Origin of the sequence: Endozoicomonas elysicola (assembly GCF_000710775.1) — a bacterium.
GTDB lineage: Bacteria > Pseudomonadota > Gammaproteobacteria > Pseudomonadales > Endozoicomonadaceae > Endozoicomonas > Endozoicomonas elysicola.
In genome coordinates, this window is record NZ_JOJP01000001.1 from 2,998,287 (window position 1) to 3,025,255 (window position 26,969).

At 47.7% G+C, this 26,969-nt stretch carries 22 protein-coding genes, 3 tRNA genes and 1 pseudogene; 17 read left to right on the forward strand and 9 right to left on the reverse strand.

Going from position 1 to position 26,969, the window contains the following annotated elements; all coding sequences use genetic code 11:
• Positions 1 to 4 precede the first annotated feature (4 nt).
• Positions 5 to 80 (reverse strand) — tRNA-Asn (locus GV64_RS12840).
• A gap of 91 nt (positions 81 to 171) precedes the next feature.
• Positions 172 to 1,320: a pyridoxal phosphate-dependent aminotransferase gene (locus GV64_RS12845; protein ID WP_020583317.1), complete on the reverse strand. Its 1,149-nt coding sequence runs from the start codon at positions 1,318 to 1,320 to the stop codon at positions 172 to 174.
• A 329-nt stretch (positions 1,321 to 1,649) separates the two neighbouring features.
• On the opposite strand from GV64_RS12845, the gene uvrB reads away from it, so the two are divergent.
• The 3 genes from uvrB (at position 1,650) to GV64_RS12860 (ending at position 3,935) form a co-directional block, all read left to right on the forward strand.
• Positions 1,650 to 3,662, forward strand: a complete 2,013-nt coding sequence (gene uvrB, locus GV64_RS12850; protein WP_020583318.1) for an excinuclease ABC subunit UvrB — start codon at positions 1,650 to 1,652, stop codon at positions 3,660 to 3,662.
• Positions 3,663 to 3,743: 81 nt separating this feature from the next.
• Positions 3,744 to 3,819, forward strand: a tRNA-Val gene (locus GV64_RS12855).
• Between the two features lie 40 nt (positions 3,820 to 3,859).
• Positions 3,860 to 3,935 (forward strand) — tRNA-Val (locus GV64_RS12860).
• A 411-nt stretch (positions 3,936 to 4,346) separates the two neighbouring features.
• Here GV64_RS12860 and GV64_RS12865 read toward each other — a convergent pair.
• Entirely contained in the window at positions 4,347 to 4,544 is a 198-nt protein-coding gene (locus GV64_RS12865) for a hypothetical protein (protein ID WP_020583319.1), read from the reverse strand.
• A gap of 163 nt (positions 4,545 to 4,707) precedes the next feature.
• Here GV64_RS12865 and GV64_RS12870 point away from each other — a divergent pair, with 163 nt between their 5' ends.
• Complete coding sequence (locus GV64_RS12870) at positions 4,708 to 7,797, forward strand: glycosyl hydrolase family 18 protein (protein WP_020583320.1); 3,090 nt, start codon at positions 4,708 to 4,710, stop codon at positions 7,795 to 7,797.
• A gap of 85 nt (positions 7,798 to 7,882) precedes the next feature.
• Here GV64_RS12870 and GV64_RS12875 read toward each other — a convergent pair whose 3' ends face one another.
• Positions 7,883 to 9,283: a M20/M25/M40 family metallo-hydrolase gene (locus GV64_RS12875; RefSeq protein ID WP_020583321.1), complete on the reverse strand. Its 1,401-nt coding sequence runs from the start codon at positions 9,281 to 9,283 to the stop codon at positions 7,883 to 7,885.
• A gap of 218 nt (positions 9,284 to 9,501) precedes the next feature.
• Between GV64_RS12875 and GV64_RS12880 the strand changes: the two genes are divergently transcribed.
• The 5 genes from GV64_RS12880 (at position 9,502) to GV64_RS12900 (ending at position 14,622) form a co-directional block, all read left to right on the forward strand.
• Positions 9,502 to 10,059, forward strand: a complete 558-nt coding sequence (locus GV64_RS12880; protein ID WP_152554046.1) for a hypothetical protein — start codon at positions 9,502 to 9,504, stop codon at positions 10,057 to 10,059.
• Positions 10,060 to 10,336: 277 nt separating this feature from the next.
• Complete coding sequence (gene purE, locus GV64_RS12885; RefSeq protein WP_020583324.1) at positions 10,337 to 10,819, forward strand: 5-(carboxyamino)imidazole ribonucleotide mutase; 483 nt, start codon at positions 10,337 to 10,339, stop codon at positions 10,817 to 10,819.
• A gap of 12 nt (positions 10,820 to 10,831) precedes the next feature.
• A complete protein-coding gene (locus GV64_RS12890) occupies positions 10,832 to 11,980 on the forward strand; it encodes a 5-(carboxyamino)imidazole ribonucleotide synthase (RefSeq protein ID WP_020583325.1) in 1,149 nt (382 codons plus the stop codon).
• Positions 11,981 to 12,158: 178 nt separating this feature from the next.
• Complete coding sequence (locus GV64_RS12895; RefSeq protein ID WP_020583326.1) at positions 12,159 to 13,721, forward strand: bifunctional metallophosphatase/5'-nucleotidase; 1,563 nt, start codon at positions 12,159 to 12,161, stop codon at positions 13,719 to 13,721.
• 136 nt (positions 13,722 to 13,857) lie between these two features.
• The gene (locus tag GV64_RS12900) at positions 13,858 to 14,622 is read left to right on the forward strand and encodes a sulfite exporter TauE/SafE family protein (protein ID WP_201772489.1); all 765 of its coding nucleotides are present in this window, start codon (positions 13,858 to 13,860) and stop codon (positions 14,620 to 14,622) included.
• 27 nt (positions 14,623 to 14,649) lie between these two features.
• Here the strand turns inward: GV64_RS12900 and yjeH are convergent, their stop codons facing one another.
• Positions 14,650 to 15,900, reverse strand: a complete 1,251-nt coding sequence (gene yjeH, locus GV64_RS12905; RefSeq protein ID WP_020583328.1) for an L-methionine/branched-chain amino acid transporter — start codon at positions 15,898 to 15,900, stop codon at positions 14,650 to 14,652.
• Positions 15,901 to 16,073: 173 nt separating this feature from the next.
• On the opposite strand from yjeH, the gene GV64_RS12910 reads away from it, so the two are divergent.
• Together GV64_RS12910 and GV64_RS12915 are read left to right on the forward strand one after the other, a co-directional pair.
• Positions 16,074 to 16,499, forward strand: a complete 426-nt coding sequence (locus GV64_RS12910; RefSeq protein ID WP_020583329.1) for an Lrp/AsnC family transcriptional regulator — start codon at positions 16,074 to 16,076, stop codon at positions 16,497 to 16,499.
• A 171-nt stretch (positions 16,500 to 16,670) separates the two neighbouring features.
• Positions 16,671 to 17,513 carry a helix-turn-helix domain-containing protein gene (locus GV64_RS12915; RefSeq protein WP_020583330.1) on the forward strand — a complete coding sequence of 281 codons (843 nt, stop codon included), beginning with the start codon at positions 16,671 to 16,673 and terminating at the stop codon, positions 17,511 to 17,513.
• A 97-nt stretch (positions 17,514 to 17,610) separates the two neighbouring features.
• Here GV64_RS12915 and GV64_RS12920 read toward each other — a convergent pair whose 3' ends face one another.
• On the reverse strand, positions 17,611 to 18,147 hold the full coding sequence (locus GV64_RS12920) for a dihydrofolate reductase family protein (protein WP_020583331.1): 537 nt from the start codon (positions 18,145 to 18,147) through the stop codon (positions 17,611 to 17,613).
• Positions 18,148 to 18,227: 80 nt separating this feature from the next.
• Here GV64_RS12920 and GV64_RS12925 point away from each other — a divergent pair, with 80 nt between their 5' ends.
• From GV64_RS12925 to GV64_RS12940, 4 genes are all read left to right on the forward strand, one after another.
• The gene (locus GV64_RS12925; RefSeq protein ID WP_020583332.1) at positions 18,228 to 18,818 is read left to right on the forward strand and encodes a TetR/AcrR family transcriptional regulator; all 591 of its coding nucleotides are present in this window, start codon (positions 18,228 to 18,230) and stop codon (positions 18,816 to 18,818) included.
• 88 nt (positions 18,819 to 18,906) lie between these two features.
• The gene (locus tag GV64_RS12930) at positions 18,907 to 20,259 is read left to right on the forward strand and encodes an MATE family efflux transporter (protein ID WP_020583333.1); all 1,353 of its coding nucleotides are present in this window, start codon (positions 18,907 to 18,909) and stop codon (positions 20,257 to 20,259) included.
• Between the two features lie 294 nt (positions 20,260 to 20,553).
• Complete coding sequence (locus GV64_RS12935) at positions 20,554 to 20,772, forward strand: VF530 family protein (protein ID WP_020583334.1); 219 nt, start codon at positions 20,554 to 20,556, stop codon at positions 20,770 to 20,772.
• 179 nt (positions 20,773 to 20,951) lie between these two features.
• A complete protein-coding gene (locus GV64_RS12940; protein WP_020583335.1) occupies positions 20,952 to 21,476 on the forward strand; it encodes an adenine phosphoribosyltransferase in 525 nt (174 codons plus the stop codon).
• Positions 21,477 to 21,580: 104 nt separating this feature from the next.
• Here the strand turns inward: GV64_RS12940 and GV64_RS12945 are convergent, their stop codons facing one another.
• Positions 21,581 to 22,369, reverse strand: a complete 789-nt coding sequence (locus GV64_RS12945; RefSeq protein WP_020583336.1) for a transporter substrate-binding domain-containing protein — start codon at positions 22,367 to 22,369, stop codon at positions 21,581 to 21,583.
• 109 nt (positions 22,370 to 22,478) lie between these two features.
• Positions 22,479 to 23,189, reverse strand: a pseudogene (gene aqpZ, locus GV64_RS12950) (aquaporin Z).
• A 437-nt stretch (positions 23,190 to 23,626) separates the two neighbouring features.
• On the opposite strand from aqpZ, the gene fabV reads away from it, so the two are divergent.
• Positions 23,627 to 24,829, forward strand: a complete 1,203-nt coding sequence (gene fabV / locus GV64_RS12955; protein ID WP_020583339.1) for an enoyl-ACP reductase FabV — start codon at positions 23,627 to 23,629, stop codon at positions 24,827 to 24,829.
• A 22-nt stretch (positions 24,830 to 24,851) separates the two neighbouring features.
• Positions 24,852 to 25,694, forward strand: a complete 843-nt coding sequence (locus tag GV64_RS12960) for a hypothetical protein (RefSeq protein WP_020583340.1) — start codon at positions 24,852 to 24,854, stop codon at positions 25,692 to 25,694.
• Between the two features lie 5 nt (positions 25,695 to 25,699).
• Here the strand turns inward: GV64_RS12960 and GV64_RS12965 are convergent, their stop codons facing one another.
• A complete protein-coding gene (locus GV64_RS12965) occupies positions 25,700 to 26,788 on the reverse strand; it encodes a hypothetical protein (protein WP_020583341.1) in 1,089 nt (362 codons plus the stop codon).
• Positions 26,789 to 26,969: the final 181 nt, after the last annotated feature.

Genomic DNA, 26,969 nt, shown 5'->3' on the forward strand with positions numbered 1-26,969 from the left:
TAATTGGCTCCCCGAGCTGGACTCGAACCAGCGACCCAATGATTAACAGTCATTTGCTCTACCAACTGAGCTATCGGGGATCAGAAGCGTGTTGTCAATAATACCGTTCTTAATATGCCTGTCAAGTTACTGAGTACCAGAATGGTACTCAGTAACAGAGGAGGGAGCTGATTAGGAAAGAGCCGCCTGGAGACGATCCAGTGCTTTCTCAAGAGCCTCATCGCTGGTAGCAAATGAAAGCCTCATGCATCCATCAGAACCAAATGCAGAGCCTGGAACCAAAGCTACGCCTTTCTCCAGGAACAGAGCTGCGAGATCGGTATCCTTCTCAAAGCCCATCGTTTTCATGGCATCACTGAAATCGGCAAAAGCGTAGAAGGTGCCGTCACCTTCAATGGCGCTGACGCCGGGCAGCTGGTTCAGACGGCCAACAACATAGTCATGGCGCTTTTTGAACACTTTGAGCATGTCTTTGACGCAATCCTGTGAGCCATTCAGGGCTTCAACCGCTGCTGCCTGGGCAATGGAGCAGGGGTTTGATGTGCTTTGAGACTGGATCTTTTTCATGTTCTTGATCAGCCACTCAGGACCACCGGCATAACCAATGCGCCAGCCCGTCATGGAGTAGGCTTTGGATACACCATTGAGAACAATAGTACGATCATAGAGTTCAGGGCAGGCCATCAGGATGTTACAGAATGATTCCTCGGTCCAGAGGATGTGTTCGTACATGTCATCCGTAGCCACCATTACATCCGGGTATTTCTTGAGAACTTCGCCAAGGGCTTCCAGTTCTTTCCGGCTGTAGGCTGTGCCTGAAGGGTTGGATGGGCTGTTCAGAACCACCAGTTTGGTCTTCTCGGTGATGGCTGCTTCCAGTTGTTCGGGGGTAATCTTGAAGCGATTTTCCAGTCCGGCCTCAACGATGACCGGTACACCTTCAGCAATAACGACCATGTCTGGATAGGATACCCAGTAAGGTGCAGGAATGACGACTTCATCACCCTTATCTAATAGCGCCAGTGCGAGATTGAAAAAGCTCTGCTTGCCACCACAGGAGACCAGGATCTGGCTCTGCGTGTAACTCAGGCCGTTATCCCGTTGGAATTTATCAATAATGGCTTGCTTGAGTTCTGTGGTTCCATCCACGGCAGTATATTTGGTTTTACCATCAGCAATCGCCTTGACCGCTGCTGCCTTGATATGTTCCGGAGTGTCGAAATCAGGTTCGCCAGCGCCCAGACCAATAATATCGTGTCCTGCTGCTCTCAATTCTGCTGCCTTGGCGGTCACTGCCAGGGTAGGGGAGGGCTTGACCATTTGCACGCGTTGGGATGGATGACCAGTCACAGTGTTCCTCGTTTATGGTTATTGCGTAGAGAGCTACATGAAAAGCCATGTAGAGAATTATAATACGGTTTGCCTTCGCCTTTTGTTGAGAAACATTTGCCTTGCTTTTTATGTGCCTGCTTGGTCAAAAGTTTCTATTTCGCTTCAGGCTTTTTGCACCTATGGAGGTAAACATCTATCCGGCACTGTAGTATAACAGTGGACAGTAGTGACTATCCGCCATTTGGGCAACAGATGCATCATACACAATCAAATGCCCATAGCGGAAGAAAGATATTAGCTAACAAGTGAAGGGTGATATGAGTCGAGCGTTCAGGGTATCTTCTCGCTTCAGTCCGGCAGGTGATCAGCCTGTAGCTATTGACCAGCTGGTTAAGGGTATTGAGTCTGGTCTGGCCTGTCAGACGTTGCTGGGTGTGACTGGTTCAGGCAAGACCTTTACTGTTGCCAATGTGATTGAGAAAATTCAGCGGCCAACCATCATCATGGCCCACAATAAAACGCTGGCCGCCCAGCTCTATGGCGAGTTTAAGGAATTTTTCCCCGATAATTCGGTTGAGTACTTTGTCTCCTACTACGACTATTATCAGCCGGAAGCCTATGTCCCGACCTCGGATACCTATATAGAAAAAGACGCTTCTGTTAATGAACATATTGAGCAGATGCGCCTTTCTGCAACCAAGGCGTTAATGGAGCGTGAAGATGCCATTATTGTGGCTACCGTGTCCGCCATTTATGGTTTGGGAGATCCTCAGTCCTATCTGAAAATGATGATGCATCTGGATCGAGGCGATATTGTTGATCAGCGAACCATTCTGCGTCGGCTGGCTGAACTGCAATATACCCGTAATGATGCAGATTTTCGCAGGGCAACTTACCGGGTGCGGGGTGATGTCATCGATGTGTTCCCAGCGGAATCAGAAAAAGAAGCTATCCGGCTTGAATTGTTTGATGAGGAGCTGGAGTCCATCAGTGAATTTGACCCGTTAACGGGTGAGGTGTTGAGAAAACTCCCCAGGGCCACGATTTACCCGAAAACTCATTATGTTACGCCCCGACAAACCATCCTGGATGCAGTGGAAAGCATTAAGGTTGAGCTCGCTGATCGACTCAAGGCTTTGAGAGATAACAATAAATTGGTAGAAGCCCAGCGCCTTGAGCAGCGCACTCAGTTTGATTTGGAAATGATGATTGAATTAGGTTATTGCACGGGTATTGAAAACTACTCCCGTTACCTTTCTGGTAATAGGCCGGGGGAGGCGCCACCAACCCTGTTTGACTATATTCCGGATAATGCACTGCTGATCATTGATGAGTCCCATGTGACCGTGCCTCAGATTGGTGCTATGTACAAAGGGGATCGATCCCGAAAAGAAACGCTGGTGGAATATGGTTTCCGGTTGCCGTCTGCACTGGACAACCGACCCATGAAATTCGAAGAGTGGGAGGGACGAAGACCTCAGACCATTTTCGTATCAGCTACACCAGGTAAGTATGAGGAAGAAAATCAGGGACAGGTCGTAGAGCAAGTGGTCAGGCCAACGGGTTTGGTAGATCCGGAAATTGAAGTGCGTTCGGCTACCACGCAGGTAGATGATCTGATCACCGAAATTAACAAGACCGTTGCCAAAAAAGAGCGGGTCCTGGTTACGGTACTGACCAAGCGGATGGCGGAGGACTTGACCGAGTTTCTCCATGAACAGGGTGTACGGGTTCGCTATCTCCATTCGGACATTGATACCGTAGAGCGGGTGGAGATTATTCGTGACCTGCGAATTGGCGCTTTCGATGTGTTGGTAGGGATCAATTTGCTCCGTGAGGGGCTTGATATGCCTGAGGTATCACTGGTAGCTATCCTGGATGCGGATAAGGAAGGCTTTCTTCGTTCTGATCGATCGCTGATTCAGACCATTGGACGTGCGGCACGGAATATTAATGGTCGGGCTATTCTTTATGGTGACCGTATTACCGGTTCCATGGAACGGGCGATCAGTGAAACAGAGCGGCGTCGTGAGAAGCAGGTGGCTTTTAATAAAGAGCACGGAATTACTCCGAAAGGTGTCTTTAAGTCGGTTGCGGATATTCTTGAGGGTGCCGTTGTTATTGGGCGGAAGAAGGGCAGTAAAGCTCAGAAGGGTGTTGCAGAGCCCAGGACTGATTACCAGGTACCTATGACGCCTGAAATGATGACTGCCACCATCAAAAAGCTGGAAGCGAAAATGATGGAACATTCCCGTAATCTGGAGTTTGAGCAGGCGGCTGCCGTCCGAGATGAAATTACAGCATTGAGAGAGCAGGTTCTCAAACACTGAGAATAGGTATTTATCCTGTTAGAATTAACCTGGTTGGAGTGTTGCATTTTTTAGCCGCATTGATAATATACGCACCACTTCAGTCGGTTAGCTCAGTTGGTAGAGCACCACCTTGACATGGTGGGGGTCGCTGGTTCAAGTCCAGTACCGACTACCAGTTTGTTTTTTCGTGTTCCTGTTCAGGGGCATGTCGATATAGTCGGTTAGCTCAGTTGGTAGAGCACCACCTTGACATGGTGGGGGTCGCTGGTTCAAGTCCAGTACCGACTACCAAATTCGTTTTATTCATTTATTTTTAGAGTTGCTTGAGTCTATAGGTGCTTGCTTTTTGCTTATATACGGTCTCAACATCAAGCCGAATAATAATACCAATTGACTATGCTATTGCTCTGGCATTACAAGCAACGGCTCGTCATTTCGCCGTGTTCTGACGCTTATCCTGCCATGTTTACTACGGTGGTTAGAGAGCTTGATGAGTACAAACTGCTGAGTACATTCCTTCTCAATAGTATTCTGAACGATTTCATTTCCATATAGAGAATCGCCCTTGAGACGCTGCCATCAGCGTGACTCAAAAGAACGACGGCTAACAAGTCAAAGAACATCAAGTCCCAAAAGTTATCCAACCAATGTCAAGCAAGTATTAAAAACCCCAGATGCTTGGGCATAACGTTTATCGATCTGTTATGCCTGATTAACGGCAGTGAACCATTTTGCATCCAGTGCTTTTAACATTTTACCTTTGTCGTCTTTTGTATCAACCAGCCACCCGGATGGACAGTCAATGGATCGATAACAGCGAATTACCGTACGAGGGCGGTTTTTCTGGACCGGATAGAAGTGGGTGGTGACCCGATCTCCGGATTCAAATGGTTTTTTCATGGCTGACTACTGACATTTACCTGAATTCGTAATCGACTTCACATTTTAATGTATTGCCTGAATCTAACACTTCTGAGAATGTAATAGTTATTAATGAAACCGGTTACAGAAATCGGTTTCATAAGGAATGGAACATTCTATAACATTTTCAGGGAAACTCTTCATGTTTAGACTATCCAGCTTGTTTGCGCTGAGCAGTTTGGCCATGGTGACGTCGGTTTCGGCATTAGCCTACGATTGTTCACCCCTCAGTTCATGGGAGTCGACTGCCGTCTATAACAGCGGTGATCGTGTGCAGCATAATAGCAAAGCCTATCAGGCAAATTGGTGGACGAAAGGAAATAATCCCGAACAGTTTTCATCGGCTTATCAGGAATGGACTTTACTGGGTAGTTGTGGGGGGACTGAACCGCCTCCGACAGAGAACCAACCACCTCAGGTCACTCTTATATCTCCAGTAAATGGTGCTGTCTACACTGAAGGTGATTCCGTATTACTGCGTGCAAATGCATCTGATGTAGATGGTTCTGTCAGCAAAGTTGAGTTCTATGTCAATAATGCTCTAGCAGGAGCTGATGTCACTGCACCTTACTCTCTGAGCTGGAGTGCGGTTGTAGGTTCCCATGCAATTTCTGCCAGGGCTATTGATGATCAGGGTGCCAGCAGCAGCTCTTCTGCAGCGGTTGTTGAGGTTTCGGCGGTAGAGCAGAACCAGTTACCACAAGTCAGTCTGACCTCCCCGGTTGATGGTGCCGAATACCAGCAGGGAGATAAGGTGGTTCTAACCGCTGATGCCAGTGACCATGATGGTACTATCAGTAAAGTGTCGTTTTATGCCAACAGTGTTCTTCTGGGAGAAGACAGTACCGAACCCTTCTCACTGGAGTGGGTCGCTGCCGAAGGGCGTCAGCAAATCAAAGCGGTAGCTACTGATAACGACAATGGCTCCAGCACCTCAAAAACCGTCGTAGTCAATGTTGGTGAAGTGGTTCCTCCCCCATCGGGTGACAGCAACTGCCGCCCCGATGGTCTGTATCAGACACCGGGTGTCAGCACACCTTACTGTACTGTATACGATGATCAGGGCAGGGAGAAAATGGGGGCTGATCACCCTCGGCGGATTATTGGTTACTTCACTGCCTGGCGTAATGGCGCCAATGGGCAGCCCGTCTATCTGGTCGATGATATACCCTGGGATAAACTCACCCACATTAACTATGCATTTGCTCATGTTAACGGTCAGAACCGTATTTCCGTCGGCACTCCGGGTAATCCGGAAAATCCGGCTACGGGAATGGAGTGGCCTGGTGTAGAAGGTGCAGAGATGTCACTGGACTATCCATACAAAGGACATTTTAATCTGCTGAATAAATACAAGCAGAAGTATCCCGATGTCAAAACTCTGATTTCTGTTGGTGGCTGGGCGGAAACCGGTGGTTACTTTGACGACAATGGTGATCGTGTCGACAGTGGTGGTTTCTACACCATGACCACTAATACCGATGGCTCCATTAATTACCAGGGAATTAACACATTTGCTGATTCTGTGGTCGAGTTTCTGCGTAAATACGGATTTGATGGTGCTGATATTGACTATGAATACCCGACATCAATGAACGATGCAGGTAACCCTATGGACTTCGGTATTGCCAACGCCCTGCGTGGCAGTCTGATGAACTCCTACGTTGAGTTGATGAAAACACTCCGTGAGAAACTGGATGCTGCGGGTGCAGAAGATGGCAAGCACTATATGCTGACCATTGCGTCTCCATCCTCAGGTTATCTGCTCCGAGGCATGGAAACCTTTCAGATCACTCAGTATCTGGACTATGTGAACATCATGTCTTATGACTTGCACGGTGCCTGGAATGAGTATGTGGGACATAACGCAGCACTGTTTGACACCGGTGAAGATGCGGAATTGGCATCCGCTAACGTTTATGGCACTGAGCAGTATGGCGGTATCGGCTACCTGAATACCGACTGGGCGGTGAAATATTTCCGCGGTGCCATGCAGGCCGGTCGAATCAATATCGGTGTTCCGTATTATACCCGTGGCTGGCAGGGGGTAACTGGTGGTGACTATGGCCTGAATGGTCGTGGACCATTGCCAAACCAGGTGGACTGTCCGATTGGTACGGGTGGCAGTGCCAAGTGTGGTTTCGGTGCTACCGGCATTGACAACATGTGGCATGATAAGGATGAAAATGGCGATGAGATGGGGGCTGGTTCCAACCCGCTGTGGCATGCCAAAAACCTTGAGCGGAATATTGTGCCAGGTTATCTCAGGGATTGGGGGTTGAACCCGGAGAGTAATCCGGATCATCAGCTCACAGGCCGCTACCAACGCTACTACGACAGCGTAGCTGTGGCACCCTGGCTATGGAATGCCGATAAGCAGGTCTTCCTCTCCATGGAAGATGAAGAGTCCATGAGAACCAAAGTCCAGTACGTGATTGATAATAATATTGGCGGCATCATGTTCTGGGAGCTGGCTGGAGATTACGGCTGGGATACAGAGAAAGGGGAGTATGGCTTTGGTACAACATTGACCTCGTTGGCCTATGAACAGTTTGTTAATGCAACCCCATACGGAGATCGTCGTACAGATCGAGTAATACCTGATGAAGCTGTTGAGATTGTGGTTGAGGTTTATGGCTTTAAGGAAGGGGATCAAAACTATCCATTGAACCCGACCCTGAAGATCACTAACCAGTCCGGTGTTGCACTACCTGGTGGTACTGAGTTCCTTTTTGATATGCCTACCTCAACCTCAGAATTTATTTCTGACCAGAGTGGCTTCAAGCTGGAAGTGGTGGAAAGTGGCGCCAATGCCAGTGGTAATAATATTGGTGGCCTTGAAAATGAGTTCCATCGGGTTTCCTTTAGCCTGCCCGGCTGGCAGAACCTTGGCGATGGTGAGAGTGTTGAACTGACACTGAATTATTATCTGCCTGTTACTGGCCCACAGGCCTGGACTGTCAACATCAATGGTCAGGATTATGCCCTGAAGTCAGAATATCCTGAGCTGCCATTGGCAGATCTCAATGGTGGCCCTAGTGGTGGTGGCGAGCTCTGCAGTGATCTGGGTGTTGATACTTCCGGCTTGAGCACCTATCCCAACTGGGCTAATGGCAGCAATGCCAATGGCGGGGACCAGGTTATCCATAACGGCAGTGTCTACAAGGCTAAATGGTGGACTACTAGTGAACCGGGTAGCGACGAGTCCTGGGCATTTGTATGCACCATATGATTAATTGCTGAAGAGTATATAGAAGTTTAAGCTGCCCCCCAACAATCGGGGCAGCTCTTCTCAGATCTGTTAGAAATCAGTTTGATCAATCAGCAGTTATAGGGCGTAAATCAAATTCAGACTGGGCCATTAAATAAGCAAACTGAGCATAGGCAGCTACATTCTGCTGCAGTGCTTCTGGATCAATTTTGTCTAAAGTGTCATTGGGTGAATGATGGTAGTCAAAGTAATCAGTACCATCCTGTCTTAACGAGGCAACCGGCACACCTTTTTTATGAAGGAACGATACGTCGGGCCCTCCCGTTGAGCTGTTATTACCCAGGGCAATACCATTACCTGTCATCGGCTGAACCAGTTGAATAACTTCTGCAAAATTAGCGTTATTAATCCCAAAATCAATTTGGTATACAGGAGCGGCACCAAAGTCAGATTCGGCTGCAATATAGTGTTTATCAAGCTCGGCCTGATGCTCTTTGGCGTAGGCCCTGGCGCCAAAATATCCCACCTCTTCCGCTGCATAGAGCACCACTCTGACAGTGCGTGCAGGTTTGGTTGGCAGATCCTGAATCAGCTTTGCGGCAGCGGTGACAATGGCGATGCCTGCGCCATCATCGCTGGCTCCAGTGCCTTCATCCCAGGAGTCCAGGTGTGCACTGATTAACACTATCTCTTCAGGTTTGTTTGAACCAGTTACTTCAGCAATGACATTGAAAGATGTGGTGAATCCCATGGATTTTGAAGAAAGGTGAAGTTTTATCTTCACATCATTGCTTCGCCTGAGCATGGCATTGATCAATTCTGCATCTGGAGAGGATATTGCCACTGCCGGGATTTTATTGATTCCATCCTGGTATTTCACCATGCCTGTCTGGGCAATCCGGTTCTGGCTGGTACCAACGGTGCGATTGATAACAGCCAGTGCTCCTTTGTGAGCGGCAACAGATGCTCCATGTAAGCGGGCAGCTGCACTTTTTACATACCCCTTGCTGGTTTTGTGACGCTCAGTCAGCTGGTCAATAAACACTATCTTGCCAGACACCTCTTCAGGCGTGGCTTTCTCCAGGGATCCCAGCGAATCAAATCGAGCAATACTTGCGATAATACCGTCAGGTGGGGTACCAATACTGCCCCCTAACGCAGTAATTACCAGTGGTTGTGGGTAAGGGGATGTTATTGATGCTTTGGCATCACCCCGTTGCCATACTGGTACCTGAACAGGTTCTTTGTAGACTCGGTCAAAATTCAGGGAAGTTAACTGTTTGATTGCCCACTCTACCGCGATGGGGTCCTTCTCGCTGCCCGCGAGTCTTGGGCCTACCTCAACGGTTAAGGATTCAACCAGTTCGTAGGCGAGGTTCGAGTTGAACGCTTTTTGTTGCAGTAATGCCGGAACAACTTCTTCATTGTGGCTGGTGGTTTCTTTCTGGCATCCAGTAAGACTGAAGAGGGCCATGACAGGGATGAGGCTGAGAATAAGGTTTCTCATGGGCGTCCTTTATTATTTTTTCTTTCCATAGACTATATCTGTAAAGGTTAACCAGGCTTTAAATAAGCCCATTAGCCCGGCCAATCCTTGATTCAGCATCTTTGCATATATTGAGCACGCAAAGATGCTGATTACTTTTTCTGCGTACCTGTTATAGTGAATTATTGTTGGAACTGTGAAGTTGGATCACATAACAGGGATCAGGGACTGATAGCTCTATGAAATGGATAACAATTCTAATAATGGTCATTGGGCTGGTATTGATTGTTTACAGCGGATCAATGTACATCCAGTCTGGTGAAGTTGCTCAAACTATTCCTTTGGAAATTGCCGGTGATACAGAAGGTACGGTGGAGCTTACTCCGGATATGAGCCCCGTCCGGGTGATATTGAATACAGAATTTATCAGTCGAACAAAAAGCGAAGCGGTTAGGTTTTACAGTTACACAATCGACATCAAGGATGACCAAAATAATGAGGTGCTTTCGCAAAGTGGTGCGCTCACCCTGCGTCGCGAAAGTAAGGATATCCCGGCCAATGAGTTATCCCGTACCCAGCGACGCATTCATTCTATCGATGCCTTCTCAATCCCCAGGAAATCAACTTATCACTGGGAAACTGGGCTACTGAATCGCCAGGCCAGGGTCAGTAGCGCTCATCTTGAAATACGGAGGAATGTTCAAACCGAACTTCCAATGAGCTTATGGTTAGGGCTGGGGTTACTTATTGGTGGAATCTTTTTAGGATTTTTCATCACTAAAAGAGGTGAAGAGTGAGCAGGTCTGTTGCCATCATGAGAGCCCATTTCAATATGGCTTAATCATCCAATTATGCGATGGTCTTACTGGTCGGTACCAAAGGTATGCCCTTGATTACTGGTATGGAAGAAACTGTTTTTATGGTTCATAAGGGTGCTGCAGTTTAAAGAGTACTCTGTCTGTGAGCCACTGAAGCGTTCTTATGCGCGGGTGCTGGTCGTGATATGCTCTGTTTTCCCTGAAGTCAAACCTATTATATATGCTATTATTGCCCGCTCAGAATAAAGGAGTGGTTATGACTGTTGGCATTATAATGGGTTCCAAGTCCGACTGGCCTACGATGCAGCATGCGGCTGAAATGCTCGAAAGATTCGGCATTGACTACGAAACAAGGGTTGTTTCTGCCCATCGCACTCCACAATTACTGGCTGAATACGCATCGCAAGCGGCTTCTCGTGGCATTAAGGTCATTATTGCCGGGGCAGGGGGGGCAGCACACTTGCCCGGAATGGCGGCGGCATTTACCAGCCTGCCGGTACTGGGGGTTCCCGTTAAGTCCAAGGCACTGAACGGTATCGATTCCTTATTGTCTATATGCCAAATGCCGAAAGGGGTTGCTGTGGGCACTCTGGCTATCGGAGAGGCCGGAGCTGCCAATGCTGGCCTGTTGGCGGCGCAGATCCTTGGCTGTCAGCAGCCTGAGTTGCAGGCTAAAATTGATGAGTTCAGAACGCAGCAAACTGAAACCGTATTAGCCAATCCAGACCCTGCCGAGTGATATGAGAGCAGTATGAACATTCTAGTGTTAGGTGCCGGCCAGCTTGCACGTATGATGAGCCTTGCGGGAGCACCGCTGAACATCAATATCATTTCATATGATGTTGGCTCCAGACAGTTAATGCATCCTTTAACGCTCGATGTCAGAGACCAGAGCTTGTCGGATGCCATTGCTGAGTGTGATGCCATTACCGCTGAGTTTGAGCATATTCCCGATGATGTACTCACCCTGTGTGCGGCTTCCGGGAAGTTTTACCCGGGTAAACAGGCCATTAAAGCCGGTGGTGACCGCAGCATAGAGAAAGCGTTGCTGGATAAAACCGGTGTACCCTGTGCACCCTACCAGCTGATCACTGAGCGCTCCCACCTGGACAGTGCCATTGAGAGTCTGGGTCTGCCTCTGGTGATTAAAACCTGTCAGGCGGGTTATGATGGTAAGGGTCAGTGGCGGGTCAAGGCCGACAGCAATGTTGAGCAGATCTGGTCGGAAATGTCGGACTTTCTGGCTGCTGGCAGCGCTGACGCACCACATTCCATTATCGCTGAAAAAATGATTCCCTTTCAACGAGAGGTGTCTGTTATTGGCGTCCGGGATAAAGCTGGCAATATGGCCATTTATCCGGTTACTGAGAATGAGCATAACGGTGGTGTGTTGACGTTGTCTCTGGCGAAGGCCATTTCTACCGATATTCATCAGCAGGCAGTGGATGCCTTCAGTAAACTGGCTTCGGAAATGGACTATGTCGGGGTGCTGGCTATCGAGTTTTTTGATGTGGGCGGCAAGCTGATGGTTAATGAGATTGCCCCTCGTGTTCATAACTCCGGTCATTGGACACAGCAAGGCACTTTATGCAGCCAGTTTGAAAATCATCTGCGAGCGGTTGCTGGTCTGCCTCTGGGTACAACGGAAGCACTCGGGCCAAGTGCCATGATTAACGTACTTGGTCAGCCAGATATTCCCGCTGATGTATTATCGGTTTCCAATGTCACCAGCCATTGGTATGGCAAAACCCAGCGCCCTGGTCGTAAAATGGGCCATATCAATGTGGTGGCTGAGTCGGAAGAGGCGCTGGGGGAAAAGCTTACGGCACTGACCGCATTTTTGTCTGAAGAAGACTATCCAGGTGTTGCCCGGCGTGGCAGAGAACTTGTGCAAGACTGATTACGAGCCATTCCATTTTAACCGGGCTGATGTGACTGATTAAGTTTGTTGCATCAGCCTTTTTTGTTGTTTTTTCAAACAACAATCTATAAACCTGATCTGGATCATGCTTGAAAAATAACCACATCTCATAGAATCGCTGCCTGCAAATTAATTGTCTGGTTGTTCAGGTTTTTTGATGATGGGTATTTTTTCGCCAAAAGCGCTTGCTCTTGCGGTAGCCGCTTCTCTTTTTTCTTGTGCTACGCAGGCGGAAGTTAAAGAAGTGACACTCCTCCATACCAATGATATCGAGAGTGTTTATGAACCAGTGGATGCATTCTGGGATGATAATATTTCCAGAATTGGTGGTATCCCTTACCTTGCCAGTCTGATTGAAGATGTTCGTGAAGACGAGGAAATCTCGTTTCTGCTGGATGCCGGTGATATTTACACAGGCTCGCTCTCTAAAAAGACCAAGGGTGCGCTGGCCTACGATCTTTATACCGCCATGGGCTACGATGTTATTACCCTGGGTAATCATGAATTTGAATACGGCTGGCAGGCATTGCGTGACACCATGCCACGTGCTGGTTTTCCAGTGCTGAATGCCAATATTATTTATGAAGGAACGGATATTACTCTGGCGCAGCCCTATACCATTCTGGAAAAAGACGGTATCAAAATAGGTGTTGTTGGTGTCATGGGTATTGATGCGTTTTACAACACCATGTGGAAAGGCAACCGTAAAGGGCTGACCATCCTTGATCCAACCGAAACCGCTCAGGAGTGGGTTGATAAGCTGCGCCCTGAGGTGGACATCATGGTCGTCCTGACCCATCAGAACCGTACCGCTCCAATGCAGACGGATAAAGAAGCCGATCCGGAAGTGCAGCGTGGTTTTGATGAAGATTATGCCATGGCGGGCAAGCTGAAAGGGGTCGACGTCATTTTTGGTGGTCACTCTGATAATGGATTGTGGGAACCGGTGGTGCATCCAGAAACCGGAACCGTTATCGGGTTAACCTTTGGTCAGGGTAAATACCTGGGCTATACCCGCTTTGAAGTGGATACGGAGACCCGGAAGGTAACATTAAAGGAAGGCAAGCTGATCCCGGTAGCGTCGGATAAGCTGGATCGTGATGAAAAGACCAGTGACTTGATTGCAACTGCCCGCAAGCAATATCCGGAGTTGAGCCAGAAGATTGCGACCATCAATGATGTAGCTTTCCGTCGCTATTACCGTGAATCCAATATTGGCAATCTGGTCGCTGATATGATGCGTGAAGAGGCTGGTTCCGATATTGCCATGATGAGCTCAGGCAGTATTCGAGTGGATTTGAACAAAGGGCCTGTGACGGTTGAGAATGTCACCAACGTGTTCCCATTTACTGACACTCTGAACGTGGTGAAAATTTCCGGTAAGCAGCTGGATGAGTTACTGGAGTACAGCTATACACTACCTTATGGTTTGGCACAGTTTTCCGGTATCGAAGCCCGTTATGACAGTCAGCGCCCGGAAGGTGATCGTTTGTTGTCTCTGACCGTTAATGGTAAGCCTGTGAATATTAATGAGAAGTATACACTGGCTACCTATTCTTATGCCGCCAGCGGTGGTGATGGTTACACGATGCTGGGTAAAGGAGAAATGCTGAAGAAAGGTGAGTCCATTACGCAGGTGCTCATTGACTCATTCCGTGAAAAGAAGAACATTGTCGTACCTGAACTGGGCCGACAGGTGGATGTGAACCGCAAGTCATAATGTTTAGTCGACACCAGTAACGGTTCGATGCATAGGTAAACCAGGCCCCGTTTTTACGGGGCCTTTTTGTAGCACAGCATTTAGTAAATCGGTACCCCGTATGCATATCTCTGGCCAATCAGCAGTCACCAGTGGTATGTATAATATCTACGATCTGGTAACAGCGAAAATATTAAGGTACTTAATGGGGACGGATTTACTGTTAGGTTTGATTTCATTGATAACATCGCTGATAGCCGCAATCGTCGGGCTAGGTGGTGGTATGATGTTGATCGCCCTCTTGCCACTGTTTCTTGCCGCTCCAGTCATTATACCCATTCATGCGATTGCCCAGATTGCCAGTAATAGCTCACGGGTTGCCTTTGCTGTTAAGGATGTTCGCTGGACTTATTTTCTTCCCTTTTTTATTGGATCACTGATTGGTGCCTTTTTATTTGGCTTTCTGCTTTTCAATATTTCAACTGATTACATTCCCCTGGGCATTGGTCTTTATATTTTGCTTAAGCTGTGGTGCAAGCCATTTGTCCAGAATATTGAAAAGTATGAAAACCCTTATCTGATCGGTTTTCTGCAAAGTGGTTTAGGAGTGATTGTGGGGGCAACGGGTCCTCTGACCTTAAGTTATCTGGCAAGTAAGTTATCAGACAGGAATCAGATCATTGCGACCAGTGCGTTATTCATGACCTTCAGCCATTTGGCCAAAATTCCCATTTTTGGGATGATTGGGGTTTCTTTATGGGACTATAAAGAGACTGTATTGATAATGGTCATCGGCTCTGTGATGGGTTCCTGGTTGGGTACTAAAATCCGGATCAGGATCGATAATGATAAATTGCTGCTGGCTATCCAGTGGCTTTTGACAGTTCTGGCTATCAATATGATTGCCAGAACTATTATCTGAGGAACCGGGGGCGGGCTCAAACGTTTCTTAAAGCGGGGAGTAGCCCGGTTTTAACTTCTTTTGCTGCTGAAACCAGAGAAACGGTGCAGCAATAATCAGTAAGCCAATGGCATAGCCCATTTTCCAGCCCAAGCCTGCGGCCAGCATCAGGCAAAACAGGCAGCCGAGAATCGTCAACCAGTGATATTTCCCAGGCAGCAACTTGAATGATGCAATCATGGAGGCAAAGTAGATAATGACGAATACGCCGTTCACCCAGGAGACCAGATCCTCTAGATTCTGATCGGTATAGTGAGTGGTAATCAGGACGGCAGCCATAATACTCAGCAGTGTGACCAGTGCCCGCTCTGAAACACCATGACGGTTCTGTCTACTGAACCAGGTGGGTAATATGCTTTCATTGCTGAAACTCCAGATCAGGCGGGTAAGGCTGGCGGTATACACGTTGACTGCTGCAATACCACCGGCAATCCCCAGAATACCAATAACCTGGGTTCCCATGCCGCCCAGTAACACATCAAAGACGCCGGTCATGGCCAGTGGTGTATCGGTAGGAATAGCCAGAATCAGCCAGGCACAGGCCAGATAGATACAGCCAACAATAGTAACGCCGATCATGATGGCGGGTTTAAGGTCTTTTTCCGGATTTTTAAAATCACCCGCCAGATGTGCCATGGCCTCAATACCGATAAAGCTCCAGAAAGCAATACCGGCTGCTTTCCATAGGGCGCTGCTATCGATAACACTTTTTACTGGCTTAACGGGAACATCAACCGTGCCCCATGAGAACAGCATCAGAAGTAATACGGCAACAATAGAGAAGGTAAGGCCCAGCTGCAGGCTGGCTGCAATATGGATTCCCCTGAAATTCAGTGCATACAGGAGTAACAGAAAACCCAGTTGAACCAGCAGTGCCATGGAGTCAGGCACTATGAACAGGGCATCAATGAACTGGTAAGTCATAATAATGGCTGCCGTAGCACCCAGAGGAACGGCAAACATGAAGATAATGCCGATAGTTTTGCCTGCTATTGAACCAAAGGCTTTTTCCACGAAATAGGCAGGTCCGGCTGCATGAGGGAAACGACTGGCCAGACTGGCAAACACCAGTGCTACCGGGATAATCGTCAGGGTCAGCAGGCCCCAAGCCCAAAGTGCCCCATAGCCCGCCAGTTCAATAGTAAGCTGAGGAAGAATAAATACGCTGGTACCCAGCAAGGTGGTAGCGAGAAGACCTGCTCCCTGCCAGCGACCAATACCTGATGTTTTGTTATGCACTCTTGTTTCTACCTCTGGGACATCGCTGTCATTTCTTTATTTACCAATGGGTTACGGCTTTTACTATAGAGTAGATTGACTTAACATTCTGTCGAACATTTCCCTCATTTGGCGGTATATTCCGGCAATTTGACGGGTATGTTTCCGTTTGACAACAAATCGTCGGGGGTTGTTTGGATAAGTTTGATCGAGCCATTATTGCGGAGTTAAAGAAAAACGCCCGGGCCAGCGTCTCTGCAATTGCCGAGTCTGTTAACCTTTCACGCTCTTCAGTCTCTGAACGAATAAAGAAACTTGAGCAGAAAAAGATTATCCGGGGTTATCAGGTGTTACTGACCGAGTCTCAGAAAGAAGGGGTCTCTGTCTATTTTGAAGTAAAGCATCGTTGTGCACGATGTTCGGAAGTGATTCCCCATTTTCGAGATATCCCTGAAATTATTACCTGTCATGGTATCTCCGGAGAGATGGATCTGATGGTTCATGTCAAAGCTGACAGTATGCGTCGCATTCATGAAATCCGTGAAACGCTGGATGGTCTTGACGATATTGTTAAGATCAGAACTCATGTAGTAATGAGTGAGTGGATTGACAACCGGTGAGAGTAATACCAATTCCGCCTTCTAAATATGATGTCGAGCAAGCCATTTTGAACTGCTGGGCAAGGCGGAATGACAAGTAATAGCATGGCTATTGCGAGGAATTTCAACGAAGATCCAGCGGTTCAAAATGGTTGCGCAGGTCATGTTTAGAAGGTGAAATTGGTATAATGTATGGCTGGTAAAGAGATTGAGCAGTTCCAGCTTGCGGTTGAAGAGCCTGTTCTGATTACCCGGGTTGATCAACAGAACCGGGATGCATTTCAGCGCAAACCACACCGCCATGATTACTTTAAAGTAATCTGGACGGAAGAGGGGGAAGGGGTTCACTGCATTGATTTTACCGAGTACCCCCTGCGCCCGAAAACACTCTATCTGATTGCGCCGGGGCAGGTGCATCAGATTACTACTCCTCCGGACCTGATGTATATTTTGTCCTTTCAGATGGACTTTATCGGAGCGGGTTACCGTAATCAGCTGTTATTGCAGGAAGCTTTCGCCACCTTCAGCCTTGAGCGGGCCTGTATTTCTCTTGATGCTGATGGCTATCGCCACCTCGACTACCTCGGTGAGATGATGGAATATGAACTGAGGCGGTCAACTACCGACTGGGATTTTCTGGAATCACTGCTGACGGCTTTTCTGCACTACCTGACCCGTTATTTACCCGACAATAACCCGGAGTCTGTCTATTTCGACCCCCGGGTGATGAAGCTATTTGAACTGATTGAAAGGAATTACCGCGAGCAGCGACACAACGATTTCTACGGCCATGAAATCGGGTTAACGCCAAAGCGGCTGAATGAGTTAACCCGGCAGTATGTGGGGAAAACAGTCACCCAGTTGATACACGAAAGGGTGATGGTGGCATCCTGTCGTGACCTGGCCTTTACCACCAAAACCATTCAGGAAATTGCCTTTGAGCTGGGTTACGAAGATACCAGTTACTTTTGCCGTTTTTTTCGCCGGGAGATAGGGGTGTCGCCCAAGCAGTTTCGCAGCCAGATGTTTGCCTAGATTATGTTTACCACAAAGGCACAGAAAAAAGACAAGCTCTTTTTTGTGTCTCTGCGCCTCTGTGGTGAAAAGAAACAGACTGCTATTTCAAGTAGTTCTAAACTCTTACACGACGGTAATGGCTTTTTACCAGACTGCCCAGCAGAACCTCGGTTTTCTGGTGTTCAAAAGTCAGTGATTGCTCCAATCGGGCAAACAATGGAATACCTTCACCCAATAGAATCGGCACAGTGGTGATGGTCATCTCATCAATCAAGTCATACTGGAGAAACTGCTGAATAGTTGCACCGCCATCAATATAGAGATTTTTTAACCCCCTGGCATTCAGAACCGAAATAATCTCTTCGGGTGTGCCTTGGATCAGTGAGGCTTTGTCGTCAAAGCCTGCCGGCACCACTTCAAGTGAGTTGCTGGCCACATAAACCGGTTTTGAGTAAGGCCAGTCGCCGTCAAAGCTCAACACCGTTTCAAATGTGTTGCGCCCCATCACCAGCGCATCAACCGTTTCCATAAAGTCGGCAAAGCCAAAATCGGAACCATCAGGGTTCGGTATTGAGTGAAGCCAGTCCAGACCACCATTTTTGTCGGCAATAAACCCGTCGAGGCTGGTGGCTATATATACGCGATTGGACATATTACAACTCGAGTTTCAGTGATGTTGATAGATAAATTCTACGGTGTAGAATTATGGCGTCAGTCTAGTGAGATCAGCAAATGTCTGTCAAGACGAAGAAACCCGTGAAAAAGCGGGGCCGCCCTGTTGAAACAAAAGGGCAGATGAGTACTGAAAAGATAGTACTTATGGCGAAGGAACTGTTAAAAGAAGACGGAAAAATACCCAGTATCCGCAAGCTGGCCAGTGCTCTCAACGTCGATGCCATGGCCATATATCATTACTTTGATAATAAAAATGCCTTGCTTAAAGCGGTGACTGTTTCGCTTATTGATGCAATTTATGACCCTGTCGTTTCTACCGACTGGCGCAAAGAACTGCGTGCGCTGTGCTTAAGCTATTTGCAACTGCTCTGTGATCACCCAGGTCTTCTGGATACCTTGCTGGGCATGAGCAGTGTCGGGCCAGCAGGTGTTTTCATCGAGCGGTTTGAGCGGGCGTTGTTGCCTTTAGAGCTGGTCGCTGAACATCAGAAGGTAGCATTAGAACTGCTGGTGGATTATCTGCACGGTTATGCCCTGGCACTTAACTGTCAGCCGGAAGCGACGCTCACCATCGAGCAACTTGATGGCCCGTTGAATTTTTATATGGATGCTTTGATGTTAAAAAAACACCATAAAAAGCGACAATGATCCATTTTTGATCAATTTGTAAGGATAGATAATACCATTCGTTCTTCAGCCACTGGCTGTTGTTTGTATAGACTGAGTGAATGGTTATATGGCTTCAATTGATCTTCGCAGTGACCCAATCCCTTCCAGCTTTTTTTATTATCTGCTGCCGGCGGTGAGTGGCATGCTGGTGAAATCACTCTATGTGCTGGTGGACAGCATCATGGTAGGGCGAGGTGTGGGGGCCGATGCACTGGCTGCGCTTTCTCTTACCGTACCTTTTTTTGCGCTGTTTCTTGCCCTGGCCTTGATGATTGGTGTGGGTGGTTCAGCCCTGATGTCCACCCAATTTGGCCGTGGTAATTATACCGAAGGTCAGAATATCTTTTTCCAGTCCGTATTGCTGACTCTGGTGATCAGCGGCTTTCTGGTGAGTGTTGGGTTTATTTGGCTGGATGAAGTGGTATTGATGACTGGTGCCAGTGAAGCACTGTTTACCATGACCCGGGATTACCTGGAAATCATGCTGATGTTTTTCATGATTTATGCCGTGGGCTGGGTATTGTCATGTTTTGTCCGTAATGACGGTAATCCGCGCTTGGCCATGTACTCATTGGTAGTCAGTGCACTGACCAACGTTGTGCTGGACTACGTATTTATCTTTGTATTTCCATGGGGAGTAAAAGGTGCAGCACTGGCCACCGGCCTTTCTCAACTGGTTTTATTTGCTGGTGTGATAACGCATTTTGTCCGTAGTAAAGGTGTTCTGAGACTGAAACTGCCATCATCCAACGTTAAATGGGTTGGCAAAATTATGAGTACTGGGTTACCGACATTTTTTATTGAGTCAACCATTGGTGTCAGCACCCTGATTTTTAACTGGGTGCTGATTCGCCACGGTGGTGATCTTTATGTCACTGCATACAGTATCGTAATAAACGTCGCAGTACTGGTATTGTTTATCCTGATGGGGGTCGGTCAGGCCTGTCAGCCCATTATCAGCTTTAATCATGGGGCCAAATCCGTTAGCCGAGTTCGTGAGACACTGGTGCTCGGTGTTAAAACTGCAGTTGGGGTGGGTATTGCCGCGCTGATGCTGGCCAGTCTGGAAACTGATTGGCTGGTGGGCTTATTTGTGGTGGATTATCCGGTGTTGTTTGATCTGGCCAGTCTGGCAATGCCCCTTTATTTTATGGCGTTCCCCTGCATGGCTATTAACCTGATGATTGCTTCATTCTTTCAGGCGGTTGAAAAGCCCATGCTGGCCACTGCATTATCCATCGTACGCGGTTTTGGTTTTGTGGTCTTGGGGCTGGTGGTCATGCCTTGGCTGATGCCAGAATATGGCATCTGGCTGGTGGTGCCCTTTGCGGAGATGATTACGCTGGTATTCAGCCTGGTGCTTTATCATCGGCATCATGTTCAGAGCAGTGGATCTTCAACAGTGGTGTTAAGTGCCTGAACAAGATTTATCCCTGTTGTCAGAGTGCCCTCTGGCTGCAGGGTGAACCTGCTATTGTAATGTGTTTAAAAGTTTGAATGCCTATAGCAATACTGTAGGTCGGTTTCCCTTTCGGGGAGCCGACAACCGAACCTTCCGATAACGTCAGGCTCAAAGGATACGTCATAGACTCGAGATCAATTTGCTATTTCGTAGGTAAGGTAGAAATTTCTGGTAAAATCCAGCGTCACATACCTGTTTGCAAATTGAGTATTCAAGGTATTCGTTTGTAGTCGTATCGTAGGAATCTACCCAATGAGTCAGGAACAGCCGAACAACCCCTTGCATGGGCTTACCCTTGAAAAAGTGTTAACTCGCCTGGTTGAGCATTTTGGATGGGGCGGCTTATACCAGAAAATTCGGGTCAATTGTTTCTACAGCGATCCTTCCATTAAGTCTTCTCTCAAGTTTCTGCGCAAAACCCAGTGGGCCAGAGATAAGGTTGAAGCCTTATACATCGATACATTTAGCTGAGTCATAACTGTATAAAGTAAGGGTGGAGCGCCTTAGAAGTAGCCCCCGAATAACTTCACTTTTTTACCACAGAGACACGAAGGCACAGACGATAAGCTTTTGCTTCTTGTCTTTGTACCCCTTCAGTTCATGCTTTGTTTATCTCCTATACTGATTCCAACCTAATCAGAGTCGAGTATATGTTGACAAAGAAACAGCTGGCAGGGTTTATCAGAGATGTACAGGGTTATCCCACTAAAGATATTCTCTTTAAAGATATCACCCCTTTGCTGGGCAACGGTGAAGCCTATTCGAGTGTTATTTGGCATCTGGTAGATCGCTACCGTCATTATGACATTGACTGTATTATTAGCATGGAAGCAAGAGGGTTCTTCTTTGGAGCTCCTCTGGCTGTTCAGTTAAAAAAAAGCTTTATTCCTGCTCGGAAAAAAGGAAAATTGCCCCGGGAAGTCATCTCTCAGGATTATAAACTTGACTGTTTCAATAAGTGTTTGGAAATCCATAAAACAGACCTGTTAAAAGGCAGTCGTGTACTGATTGTGGATGACATATTAGCTACCGGAGCTACAGCTGAAGCCCTGATAAAGTTAGTAGAAAAGCAAGGTGCTGAAGTGGTTGAACTGGCATTTTTGATTGACCGACCTGATTTTAAAGGCCATGAGAAACTAAAGCACTTTCCTATATATTCTATACTCCAATACTAATGAGAGGATAAACCTCCGGCATAGCCAGAAGGTTTATCCTCTCATTATTAGATCCCAGTGATGTTGTAAGACGTTGTCTTTGCTGAATATCGTAGGTTCAGGCACTAAAACCATCTTGTCTGTATCCTTTGAATATCCGTTTCTTTCAGCCACCGATTGACTTCACTGAGCAATGCCCGGTTGTTTTTTTGTGTCATGTAAACTTTGTGTGACACTGTCCATGAAAACATGTCGTCATTAATAATCATCAACGAAGGAATCTGTTTTACCTGGTAGAGCGCTTCTGTCCGGTCAGTAATCATGACGTCTGACTGATGGTCCCGTAACATCAGGAATGGCTCCCGGTTGTCTGCGGTCAGTGTAGAACGCATGTGTGGGAGGTACTTCATCGTGAATGTCTGATTTGTGCCACCGGGGTTGATCACCAGATGAAGGTTGGAAGTACTTAACTGTTTGACTAATTGCAGATCATTGAGCCCTGTGTAGGCACTGGCCATGCTTTTCTGCATTAAGACGACTTTGCCACTGGGTATAACCGGGTCAGACAGTAAAAATTGTGCGTCACGATCCTCCGTGTAGGTGATGCCTCCCATGGCAATATCGAACCCGTCATTTTCCAGGTCATTATGCAGGTCTGGCCAGTGGGTACGAACAAATTCAACAATCATGGTTTTTCCGCTGACCTGTGACAGGTATTTCCCCAGTGAGTGAGCCATGTCGATGGCAAACCCTTCACAGCGCCCCTGTTTGTCGCACAACGTTAGAGGGGCATAATCACCCGTGGTGCCTATCCGGAGAACACCGGAGCGGAAGATGTCTGACAAGTCTCTGGCCATGGCTGTTTGAATAATCATAATGCTCAGAAAAGCGGTGGCCAGAGAAAGTGGTTTCATGTTTTCATGCCTGTTTACTTTTTGTTTGGTTAGAGTCGACCCGTGGCCAATGGTTCAGAAAGAATGTTGAAGGCACTTCATTGCGAATAAGTAACACAAGCCCTGCAGCTTATTCTCGGACAGCCTCGTGGTCTTTTTTTCCCAACCATTTATAAACCAGCCCGGCAAGAACTGATCCGATAAAAGGGGCAATCCAGAACAGCCAGAGTTGGGAGATTGCCCAGTCTCCTTGAAACAGTGCAACCCCGGTACTGCGAGCCGGGTTGACCGAGGTGTTGGTTACGGGAATGCTGATCAGGTGAATCAGGGTCAGTCCAAGCCCAATGGCTATCGGCGCAAAGCCAACAGGGGCTCGTCCATCAGTGGCCCCCAGGATGATCAGCAGGAACATAAAGGTCATAACAATCTCGGTTACCAGTGCTGCCACCAGACCATAGCCACCAGGAGAGTGTTCGCCGTAGCCATTGGCAGCAAAACCTGCAGTTTCGAAGCCCGGCTGGCCGGATGCAATCAGGTACAGTATTGCCGCACCGGCAATTCCCCCCAGTATTTGAGCGGCAATATATGGCAACAGCTCTCTGACGGGAAACTATCCGCCCACCGTCAGCCCCACTGAAACCGCAGGGTTAAGATGGCAGCCGGAGATATGGCCAATGGCGAAGGCCATGGTCAATACGGTCAGACCAAAGGCCAATGCTACGCCTAGGAAACCAATCCCCGCATCAGGAAAGGATGCTGCCAGTACTGCACTGCCACAACCACCCAGCACCAGCCAGAATGTGCCCAGAAATTCCGCAACCAGTTTTTTACCCATGTTCATGGTCAGATAATTCCAGTTTCACAATAACTTACAGAGCTTAGTGCATGGCCACTTCAGGGTTGTGAAAACCTAACTGGTTCAGAATATTTACACGTTAAGGTTATTCAGGCAGGTGTTGTTTAAGTATTCGGACTGCATGTATTTACGAATTGGTATAGATAGTTGATTGATTCTTCTATAAGCGTGTCTTCATTTCAGGTAATTGATTCGGTCAGACGACAGATTGTGTTTTGAGTTTAATGGCCAAGGTTGGAAGGGAATCAGCGCCTGACTTACAGGCTGTAACAAATAGAGCCATATTGCTACCGAGTTACACGCACCATCTCTTTCCCAAACTACGGCTTTTGGATAAGCTACTCCGTTATTTATACAGAGAGGCTGATATCCGGTACTTAGCCTCTGGTAGCCAAACCGAGTTTCACCTGTTGGGGACAACGATGATCATTAAACCAAGGATTCGCGGATTTATCTGTACAACCACTCACCCGGTGGGTTGTGAAGCCAATGTGAAGGAGCAGATTGCTTATACCCAGTCCCAGGGCCCTGTTGCCAATGGTCCCAAAAAGGTACTGGTGATTGGTTCTTCGAGTGGTTATGGTCTGGCTTCCCGCATTACGGCTGCTTTTGGCTCACAAGCTGCCACTATTGGTGTGTTCTTTGAAAAGTCAGCGACAGAAACCAAGCCGGGCACTGCAGGCTGGCACAATTCTGCTGCCTTTGAAAAGCTGGCCCATGAAGCGGGCTTGTATGCAAAAAGTTTAAATGGCGATGCCTTCAGCCATGAAGCGAAGCAAAAAGCCATTGAACTGATCAAGCAGGATCTGGGGCAGGTGGATATGGTTGTTTATTCACTGGCATCGCCAGTGCGCAAACTGCCGGATACTGGTGAGGTGATCCGTTCTGTTCTGAAGCCGATGGGTGAAACCTATCGTGCTACTGCTGTGGATACCAATAAAGACACTTTGTTTGAAGCCACTGTCGAACCCGCTACTGCAGAGGAAGTAGCGGCGACTGTCACCGTAATGGGTGGTCAGGACTGGGAGCTCTGGATGAAGGCATTGTCTGAAGCGGGTGTTCTGGCAGAAGGCTGCAAGACGGTTGCTTACAGCTATATTGGTACTGAACTGACTTGGCCGATCTATTGGGATGGCGCCCTCGGTGAAGCCAAGAAAGACCTGGATCGCGCAGCCCATACTATTGATGACCAGATGAAGGCCCTGCACGGTTCTGCCAATATTGCCGTACTGAAGAGTGTGGTCACGCAAGCGAGTTCTGCAATTCCGGTCATGCCACTGTATATTTCCATGGTCTTTAAGAAGATGCGGGAAGAGGGTGTGCATGAGGGCTGTATTGAACAGATCAACCGGATGTTCCGTGAACGCCTCTACCGTTCGGATGGTGCTGCTCCAGAAGTTGATGAAAATAATCGCCTGCGTCTGGATGACCTGGAACTGAGAGAAGATATTCAGAAGCATTGCCAGGCTATCTGGCCGCAGCTGACCAATGAAAATCTGGCTGAACTGACAGATTACATCCTCTATAAAGAGGAGTTTCTGAAGCTGTTTGGTTTTGGCGTTGATGGTGTGGATTACGATGCCGATGTTAATCCCTTAGTACCTTTTGAGGTTATCAATATCTGAGAGGATTGATCAGGAGGCAGGGATGCCACAGGTTGAGATCACTGGCAGGGCTGACTTATCAGGTGCTTTGCCAGCAGTTAAGCGTACTCCTGAAAGTAGTCAATGGGGACATTGGCAGGTGAAGCCTGCTTCCGTTGAGAAGCAGATGCCTGTGATGGATTCTTCCAGTAGGACATGCTCTGAAAATACCAATATTCAGAAAAGCCGTAAGGTGAGTCTTGATTCAGGTATCGGTTCTATCAGTTCTTCCGGAGCTCTTGATATAAGCCGTGAGGATGCTGGAGAAATCAGCAAAGAACTTGAACGGATCTATCTGGGGCTGTTCGCAGGTGGCGCCCAGGTCAAGAACCTCCCTAAGGTGCGACAGGCTTTGGAGGGTAAAGGTTGCGAAGCTCTTTTTGACACGCTGGCAACCTATGGTTTACAGCATTACGCTGAAGGTTTAGTTGAATCTGGTACTAATATTTTAGATTGGTGTGAAAAAACGCCGACGCCTGAGGTCCCTAACGATTTAATAAAGAAGTCGAAGTATAGTGACAAGCTTCGAGCAGAGAGCAATAAATTAACCCAAAAGGTCAACCTGAAAGATACGCCTGCTAATGTCAAAAAGGCCATCCGAAAAAATGAAGAGTTGACTCAGTTTAAAAGGGATCAACTTGAGCCTGCCAGGCGGAAGTTTGACAATATGCTTTATTCACTGATTGACCAGCACCCCTCCACTCAGGAGCTAAAATCCTGCCTCCAATCGATTAAAGCCCTGCTGCCTGAAAGTGTGGAAGTCAGTGCTCCTATTGATACTACCATCAGAACCTGGGCTTTTAATGTTCTGTTGGAACGGGCAAAAACTGTTGCCGGGATCAATTAGTTAAATCAACCGCCACCCTGTAGGTTACCCGGACTGACAACTTGCGGAACAATGGGTTGCATGACATTGCTGTATTGCACGGTCTTTATGGTTGATGTCTGTGCCAGTTGGTGATGAAGGCCATTTTGTATATGAGCCAGTACTTGCCTGACATCTACGGATGAAGCAGGCTGGCCGGGCCGCTGTGCAAATATGCTACTACTGAATGCACATAGCCGTAATACGGGTACTGGTGCCAGACCATTTCTTATGCGCCATAGATTGTGCTCCTCAAAAGCTCGTACAGTGTTTATGGCCATTTTCTCAACAGCGTGGCAGAAAGACTGGTCATCAGGATAGTCCACCCGGTTGGGTGGAATGATATATAGCATGATACGGTTATTCAGGTTACCGTGAGGACATGCGGAATCTGTAAACTCTTCGACAAAGACTGTGCCATCACTTATCTGGTATTTGGGGTGGCCTTTTGGATGAGTTGCCAGACAGTCATACAGCACAGTAGCAGCCTGAAGTTTTGATGGAAAAATACCGAGCCTGGTTGCTGGTATTGCATGGACCAGTTGTTCACGACGAACCCCTTTCATAAACTGGTCGTGGAAATTGATAAACTCCAGATCATCCTGGCTGCCCTTTTGAATTCCCAGTGCATCTGCATGTCCTTTATTAATTCCTTTTCCACCAACATATTTGAACGGATCACCAGCATTCACGGAGCCTAAAGGCAGGTCTCCCGGCTGACTTACACGGTCATATATTGGACTAAAGCCTGACCTGCCGCTGCCAAGTAGCTGGTAATTGATAGAAGCAGGTGCTGTTCTTGGGGGGGCTGAGAATGAAGTTTGAGCTATCGTGGCAGGCATGGAAGCGGGTATGGCCTGACCGGGCATCGCAGCAGTAACCTGGCGGTTATCAATCGGTGTCGAGGGCGATTGCTTCTGGGTAGTTTGTCCAGAATTACCTGTCAGGTAGTTATAGACATTGGAAACCGCCTTGACCATTTTACCAATAAAAAAACAGCCAATACGCACAGGCAGAGTGACTGCCTTGTATAGGAAGCTTGCTACCGTCGATGCAGCATTAGAGAGTGTTTCCATTATTTCTATACCCTGTATTGCGGGTTTTGCCTCCAGGAAAAACGGATCTGTGTTTTTTTCTTTATTTGAGAGGTGCAAACCTGCTTTTTATATAAGACAGGCATAGAACGATTTAGTTTCAAATGGTCATACAGCTGGCTTTTGGGTGAGATGAGCAGGAGGGGGAGGTATTTGAATGATT

Excerpts from the sequence above, each read along its gene's own strand:
- purE (WP_020583324.1), top strand. The coding sequence starts at position 10,337 with ATGACTGTTGGCATTATAATGGGTTCCAAGTCCGACTGGCCTACGATG.
- GV64_RS12865 (WP_020583319.1), bottom strand. The coding sequence starts at position 4,544 with ATGAAAAAACCATTTGAATCCGGAGATCGGGTCACCACCCACTTCTAT.
- fabV (WP_020583339.1), top strand. The coding sequence starts at position 23,627 with ATGATCATTAAACCAAGGATTCGCGGATTTATCTGTACAACCACTCAC.
- GV64_RS12965 (WP_020583341.1), bottom strand. The coding sequence starts at position 26,788 with ATGGAAACACTCTCTAATGCTGCATCGACGGTAGCAAGCTTCCTATAC.
- GV64_RS12945 (WP_020583336.1), bottom strand. The coding sequence starts at position 22,369 with ATGAAACCACTTTCTCTGGCCACCGCTTTTCTGAGCATTATGATTATT.
- GV64_RS12875 (WP_020583321.1), bottom strand. The coding sequence starts at position 9,283 with ATGAGAAACCTTATTCTCAGCCTCATCCCTGTCATGGCCCTCTTCAGT.
- GV64_RS12925 (WP_020583332.1), top strand. The coding sequence starts at position 18,228 with ATGTCTGTCAAGACGAAGAAACCCGTGAAAAAGCGGGGCCGCCCTGTT.
- GV64_RS12900 (WP_201772489.1), top strand. The coding sequence starts at position 13,858 with ATGTATAATATCTACGATCTGGTAACAGCGAAAATATTAAGGTACTTA.
- GV64_RS12940 (WP_020583335.1), top strand. The coding sequence starts at position 20,952 with ATGTTGACAAAGAAACAGCTGGCAGGGTTTATCAGAGATGTACAGGGT.
- GV64_RS12935 (WP_020583334.1), top strand. The coding sequence starts at position 20,554 with ATGAGTCAGGAACAGCCGAACAACCCCTTGCATGGGCTTACCCTTGAA.
- GV64_RS12915 (WP_020583330.1), top strand. The coding sequence starts at position 16,671 with ATGGCTGGTAAAGAGATTGAGCAGTTCCAGCTTGCGGTTGAAGAGCCT.
- GV64_RS12880 (WP_152554046.1), top strand. The coding sequence starts at position 9,502 with ATGAAATGGATAACAATTCTAATAATGGTCATTGGGCTGGTATTGATT.
- GV64_RS12895 (WP_020583326.1), top strand. The coding sequence starts at position 12,159 with ATGATGGGTATTTTTTCGCCAAAAGCGCTTGCTCTTGCGGTAGCCGCT.
- uvrB (WP_020583318.1), top strand. The coding sequence starts at position 1,650 with ATGAGTCGAGCGTTCAGGGTATCTTCTCGCTTCAGTCCGGCAGGTGAT.
- GV64_RS12930 (WP_020583333.1), top strand. The coding sequence starts at position 18,907 with ATGGCTTCAATTGATCTTCGCAGTGACCCAATCCCTTCCAGCTTTTTT.
- GV64_RS12920 (WP_020583331.1), bottom strand. The coding sequence starts at position 18,147 with ATGTCCAATCGCGTATATATAGCCACCAGCCTCGACGGGTTTATTGCC.
- GV64_RS12960 (WP_020583340.1), top strand. The coding sequence starts at position 24,852 with ATGCCACAGGTTGAGATCACTGGCAGGGCTGACTTATCAGGTGCTTTG.
- GV64_RS12845 (WP_020583317.1), bottom strand. The coding sequence starts at position 1,320 with ATGGTCAAGCCCTCCCCTACCCTGGCAGTGACCGCCAAGGCAGCAGAA.
- GV64_RS12870 (WP_020583320.1), top strand. The coding sequence starts at position 4,708 with ATGTTTAGACTATCCAGCTTGTTTGCGCTGAGCAGTTTGGCCATGGTG.
- GV64_RS12890 (WP_020583325.1), top strand. The coding sequence starts at position 10,832 with ATGAACATTCTAGTGTTAGGTGCCGGCCAGCTTGCACGTATGATGAGC.